This is a genomic window from Pseudomonas sp. NPDC089534, assembly GCF_044749305.1.
Taxonomy (GTDB): domain Bacteria; phylum Pseudomonadota; class Gammaproteobacteria; order Pseudomonadales; family Pseudomonadaceae; genus Aquipseudomonas; species Aquipseudomonas ekonensis.
The window spans coordinates 1-5,251 of the sequence record NZ_JBIVHR010000170.1 but is presented as its reverse complement, the minus strand read 5'-3'; the positions used below and the strand labels follow the sequence as shown (position 1 = coordinate 5,251).

Below are 5,251 nucleotides of genomic sequence, written 5' to 3'. Positions count from 1 at the left end.
GCCTATGACCTGGCCTGGTTCTGGAAGGTTGACCCCGAACAGATGATGGCCAGGCCACTGGATGTGCTTCGCGAATCGCTGGAGCACGCGCAACGGATCAATGCGATGCAGCAGGTGCAGTGATGGCAGAGACAGAAACCAAGGAAAAGACGTCGGTGCTGCTCACGGGCATCGACGAGCTGTCGCCCAAGCTCGGTGCCTTGCGGGCGAAGGTCGACAGCTTCAAGAAAAACCTCGAGCAGACCGGCCTCGGCAAGCTGGACATCAGCGGCCTGTTCAAGGGCGGCAGCGTGATCACGCCGTTCGTGGACGGCATCAAGTCGGCGGCGGCGTTCCAGGGCAAGCTGACCGAGGTTGGCGATGCGGCGAAAACCGTCGACATGCCCGCCGCGCCGAAGGCCGCCGCGCAGAACCTCAACGTGTTCAGCGCGTCGGTGGAGAAGGTGTCGGCTGCGGTGGATGCCGCGCTGCTGCCGGCGGTGGGCACCCTGGTGGTGGCGCTGGAGCCGATGCTGACCCAGGTCGGCAGCCTGCTCAACGACAACCCGAAACTGGTCGAAGGCCTGGCGGCGGGGGCCATCGCGTTTTCGGCGATGCAGACCGCCGTGACCGGCGCGACCCAGGTCTTCGACTTGATGAGCATGGTGCTCAAGACCAACCCGATCATGCTGATCGCCATGGGCATTGCCGTGGCGGCCGGTCTGATCGTGGCCAACTGGACGCCGATCTCCGCCTTCTTCGGCGGTTTGTGGGACGGGGTGAAAAACGCCGCGGCCAACGCCATGGCGCTGCTGCGGTCGGTGCTCGACTGGCGGCCGCTCCAGGCGCTGGCGGCGTTGTGGGAACCGGTCTCCGGTTTCTTCGCGGGCGTCTGGGACAAGGTCAAGGCGGTCACCGCACCGGCGTTCGAGTTCTTCAGGACGCTGTTCTCCTGGTCGCCGGCGGGCATGATCATCGAGAACTGGGGCCCGCTGACCGGGCTGTTCTCGGCGATCTGGGAATTGCTCAAGGCCTTGAGCGTGCCGGTGACGGCGTTCCTCAAAGGGCTGTTCGACTGGACGCCGCTGGGGATGGTCATCAACCACTGGGGCGCGATCACCGGGTACTTCGCGTCGCTCTGGGCCTCGCTGCTGCCGGCGGCGCAAGCGGTGAAGGGCTTCTTCGTCACGTTGTTCGACTATTCCCCGCTGGGGCTGATCATCAACAACTGGGGCAGCATCGTCACCTTCTTCGAGCCGGTCTGGGCGGCGCTGCTGGCGTCGGCGCAACAGGTCAAGAGCTTCTTCGCGGCCCTGTTCGAATGGTCGCCGCTGGAGCAGATCGCCCAGTACTGGCAACCGGTCAGCCAAGTGTTCGCCGCGCTGTGGGATGTGGTCAAAGCGTTGGCCGCACCGGTGATGGAGTTCCTGCACACGATGTTCGAGTGGTCGCCCCTGGGGCAGATCATCAAGAACTGGGGGCCGATCACCGAGTGGTTCGGCGAGCTGTGGCAGAAGCTGCAGACCGTGATCGCGCCGATCAAGGAGCTGTTCGACGGCGGATTCGCGGGCCTGATCGCCAAGGTCACCGGCAAGGTCGAAGGGCTGACCGAAGCGCAGCGCCGCACCAACGCCGAAGGCAAGGGTGAACTGGCGCCGGCGTTCTTCGGCGGCTCGAAACCTGAAGGCGCCGCCGCGTTGCAGGGCGGTTCGCTGCCGCAGAGTTCCGGTGCCCTGATCCAGCAAAGCGCCGCCAACAACCGCACGCAACTGGAAGGCGGCCTGACGGTCCGCTTCGAAAATGCGCCGGCGGGGCTGCGCACCGATCAACCGCAAACCAATCAGCCGGGGCTGGCGCTCAGTTCGCGCATCGGCTATCGCTCGCTGTCCATGGGAGGTTCCAATGAGCTGGCGTGACCGTTTGTTGCCGGCGTCCTTTCGCGGCGTCGGCTTCTGGATCGACCAGGCGAAGACCCCGGTCGGCCGCAAGGGGCAGTTGCACGAATACCCGCAACGCGACCTGCCGTTCTTCGAGGACCTGGGCCAACAGGCCAAGATCCATGACGTGACGGCGCTCATCGTCGGCCCCGATTGCCTGGAGCAGCGCGACAAGCTGCTCAAGGCGCTGGAGCAGGGCAGCGGCGAGCTGGTGCACCCGTGGCTGGGGCGCCTGCAGGTCAAGGTCGGCGAGTGCGACATGACCCACACCCGCCAGGACGGCGGGCTGGTGACCTTCACCCTGAAGTTCTACCCCGACGTGCCGCTGCCGTTCCCGACCGTGACCGTCAGCACCCAAAAGGTGCTGCTGGCCAAGGCCGACACGCTGCTGGGCTCGGCGGTGGCGCGCTTCGAGCAGGCCATGACCCTGATCAAGGCCGCGCGGATCGGCATCGCCAATCTGCGCAACAGCCTCACCGGGGTGTATGACGTGATCAAGGAACAGCTCAAGCCGCTGATCGAGCAGTACCGGCAGATCACGGAGCTGGTGAAGGCGGTGAAGGAGCTGCCCAAGGAAGTGGCGGCGGAGTTCAAGGGGCTGCTCGGCGACATCAAGGAGCTGAAGGCGTTCGCGAAGGAGGGCTACCGTGGCGTGATCGCCGACGTGTCCCAACAGCTCGAAGCCATCCGCAAGGCCGATGCGCCGAAGCTCACCACCGGCAAGGACACCACCGCAGCGGCGCAGGCCATGACCGACCTGGTGCAGGACACCGTGCTGGTCAAGGTGGCGCAGTGGGTGGCCTCGATGCCGGTGGCGACCGCCCCGGTGAAGCTGCCGTCCGTGCCGTCGCTGGAGCACCAGGCCAAACTGCCGGTCACCCGGCAGGAAGTCCCGGTGACCGACGACCTGCAAGCGTTGCGCAATGCGCTGGTCGAGGCGATCAACCCGATGCTCGACAAGGCCAGCCCCGCGCACTACCAGGCCATCAGCGACGTGAAGGATGCGCTCAAGGCGCACCTTCAGGCCGTGGCCACCTCCGGCGTGCGCCAGGTCAGCAAGTCGTTCCAGGAAAGCTTTCCGGCCGTGGTCGTGGCGTACAAGCAGTTCGCCGACGCCACCCGGGTCACCGAAGTGATCCAGCGCAACGGCATCACGCATCCCGGCTTTTCGCCCAACGAAGTGAAAGTCACCGGGGAGTGAGCCATGAGCGAGATAGACAACCGCGTCACGCTGACGGTCAACGATGTGGAGTACGGCGGCTGGAAGAGCGTGGAGATCACCGCCGACCTTGAGCGGCAGTTCCGCACCTTCAAGCTCGACATCACCTGGCAGTGGCCGGGGCAGACCACCGACAGCCGGATCAAGCCCGGCGACCCGTGCGAGGTGAGGATCGGCAAGGACCTGGTGCTGACCGGGTACGTGTTCAAGGCCCCCATCCGCTACGACGGGCGGCAGATCAGCCTGACGGTCGAAGGCAGTTCCAAGACCCAGGACCTGGTCGACTGCGCCGCGACCAACCGGCCGAGCCAGTGGCAGGAGCAACCGCTGCTGAGCATCGTCCAGGCCCTGGCGATGGAATACTCGCAGATGGTGGTCAACGAGATTCCCGAGACCTCCCGGCTGGCCAAGCACACCATCGTGCCGGGCGAGACGGTGTTTCAGTCCATCGACCGCCTGCTCTCGCTGTTTCGGGTGTACTCCACCGATGACGAGCAGGGCCGGCTGGTGCTGGCCAAACCGGGCAGCAGCGGCCGCGCCAGCGATGCGCTGGAGCTGGGCAAGAACATCCTCTCGGCCAGCGCGCCGATGGACTACAGCCAGGTGTTCTCCGAATACCGGGTGATCGGCCAGCAGAAGGGCACCGACGCCAAGAGCGGGGCGGCGGCCAGCGAAGTGGAATCGGTGGCCGCCGACCTGACGTTCAAGCGCCGGCGCACGACGGTGATCAACGAAGGCACGCAACTGACCTTCGAGCTCGCCCAGCAACGCGCCCAATGGGAAAGCGCCACCCGCATGGGCCGGGCCCAGGCCACCACCTATCAGGTGCAGGGCTGGCGCCAGTCCAACGGCGACCTGTGGCGTCACAACACGCTGGTGCGGGTCAAGGATCCGGTGCTCGGCTTCGACGGCGACATGCTGATCTCCAAGCTGACGTATTCGCTGTCGGCGCAGGGTTCGGTCACCACCTTGCAGGTGGCGCCGCCGCATACCTTCGACGCCAACCCCACACCGCCGAAGAAATCCTGAGCCGACCTCGCGCCACCCCTGTGGTGTCTGGTCCGCCGCCATCGCCAGCAGGCGGGCTCCCACCGTTTTGGCGGCACCGCAGAACCCCTGCGGGAGCGAGCCTGCTGGCGAAGGCGGACGGCCAGGCACATTGATTTCGGCTGACGCAACGCATTCGCGGGCAAGTCGAATCGTCGCACCGCCGCTCCCACGGTGGATCGCGTCGTGGCCCAACTCTGAAGGAAACCCCATGAGCCTACTGACACGCCTGCTGGCGCGCGGCACTGTCGTGCTCGCCAGTTCGGCCTCCAAGCTGCAATCGCTGCAGATGCGCCTCACCGCAGGCGAGGTGAACGATGACCTGGAGCACTTCGAGCCTTACGGCTTCACCAGCCATCCGCTGGCCGGCGCCGAGGGAGTCGTCACCTTTCTCGGCGGCGACCGTTCCCACGCCATCGCCCTGGTGGTCGCCGACCGCCGCTACCGCCTGCAGTCCCTGGCGGCGGGCGAGGTGGCGATCTACACCGACGAAGGCGACAAGATTCACTTCAAGCGCGGGCGGATCATCGACATCGAGACCGCCACGCTCAACATCCGCGCCAGCAGCGCGGTCAACTTCGACACGCCGGTGATCAACCAGACCGGCAAGATCGTGTCCAAGGGCGATCAGGTCGCCGGCGCCATCAGCCAGATCAAGCACGTGCACGGCGGCGTGCAGGGCGGCAACGGCCAGACCGCCGCCCCGACGGGAGGTGCCTGATGCTCATCAGCCAGAACCTCCACGCCGCGCTGACCCGCGCGGTGCTCATCAGCCTGTTCACCTGGCGGCGCGCCGCCGATGACGACGCCGTCGACGACGAGGAACGCTTCGGCTGGTGGGGCGACAGCTTTCCCTCCGTGGCCGACGACCGCATCGGTTCGCGGCTGTGGCTGCTGCGGCGGGTCAAGCTGACCCGGCAGACCCAGATGGACGCCGAGTTCTACGCCCGTGAAGCCCTGCAGTGGCTGATCGACGACGGCCATTGCAGCGCCATCGACATCATCAGCGAACGCCTCGACGCTCAGCGCCTGAACCTGCGCACGGTCCTGACCCTGGCCGACGGCGAAC

The 5,251-nt window shown here is 66.2% G+C and carries 5 protein-coding genes; all 5 read left to right on the top strand.

Annotated features, from left to right (window positions below; translation table 11 throughout):
- Positions 1–122 precede the first annotated feature (122 nt).
- Positions 123–1,895 carry a phage tail protein gene (locus tag ACIP0B_RS27810; protein ID WP_400838276.1) on the top strand — a complete coding sequence of 591 codons (1,773 nt, stop codon included), beginning with the start codon at positions 123–125 and terminating at the stop codon, positions 1,893–1,895.
- Positions 1,882–3,117 (top strand): DNA circularization protein, encoded by a 1,236-nt coding sequence (locus tag ACIP0B_RS27805; protein WP_400838273.1) that lies wholly within the window; start codon positions 1,882–1,884, stop codon positions 3,115–3,117. Before ACIP0B_RS27810 ends, ACIP0B_RS27805 begins: the two co-directional genes overlap by 14 nt.
- Positions 3,118–3,120: 3 nt before the next feature.
- Positions 3,121–4,164, top strand: coding sequence for a phage baseplate assembly protein (locus ACIP0B_RS27800; protein ID WP_400838270.1), 1,044 nt, complete (start codon positions 3,121–3,123; stop codon positions 4,162–4,164).
- 229 nt (positions 4,165–4,393) lie between these two features.
- The gene (locus ACIP0B_RS27795) at positions 4,394–4,903 is read left to right on the top strand and encodes a phage baseplate assembly protein V (protein WP_400838267.1); all 510 of its coding nucleotides are present in this window, start codon (positions 4,394–4,396) and stop codon (positions 4,901–4,903) included.
- A partial coding sequence (locus ACIP0B_RS27790; RefSeq protein ID WP_400838264.1) for a phage GP46 family protein occupies positions 4,903–5,251 on the top strand: 349 nt, incomplete at its 3' end. The genes ACIP0B_RS27795 and ACIP0B_RS27790, both read left to right, overlap by 1 nt.